The sequence below is a fragment of the Pseudomonas sp. DE0010 genome, from assembly GCF_007680745.1.
Lineage (GTDB): Bacteria > Pseudomonadota > Gammaproteobacteria > Pseudomonadales > Pseudomonadaceae > Aquipseudomonas > Aquipseudomonas parafulva_B.
This window is the reverse complement of the sequence record NZ_VEJQ01000242.1, coordinates 1-255: the sequence shown is the minus strand read 5'-3', so window position 1 is coordinate 255 and position 255 is coordinate 1. Positions and strand designations below refer to the sequence as shown.

Sequence of the window (255 nt, the reverse complement as noted above, 5' to 3'; positions counted from 1 at the left end):
GCTGCTTATCCGTCGAGGATCCACACCCGGCGACGCCATGGGCGAAATTGGCGCATTGCAGTTTGCCGCGCTGCGGACCGTCGCTGGCGGCGGCCCGGATCATGGCGAGGTAACGCTCACGGGTCGGACGACTGCGTTCCACCAACCGCTGTGTGACTTCGAGGACGCGAGGATGCATGGTTTCGATTCTCCACCGGGCTAAATTTGTTGTTATTTAAAACATTCACAGCCAAATTGGCGCTATTATTCCGCTTA

Annotated in this window: 1 protein-coding gene; it reads right to left on the bottom strand. The window is 57.3% G+C overall.

The genetic code is table 11. The annotated features are described in order from the left end of the window. Window positions 1-178, bottom strand: a 178-nt coding sequence (locus FS767_RS23630) for a hypothetical protein (RefSeq protein ID WP_371921612.1), incomplete at its 3' end; no start/stop codon positions are given. Between the last annotated feature and the right edge of the window lie 77 nt (window positions 179-255).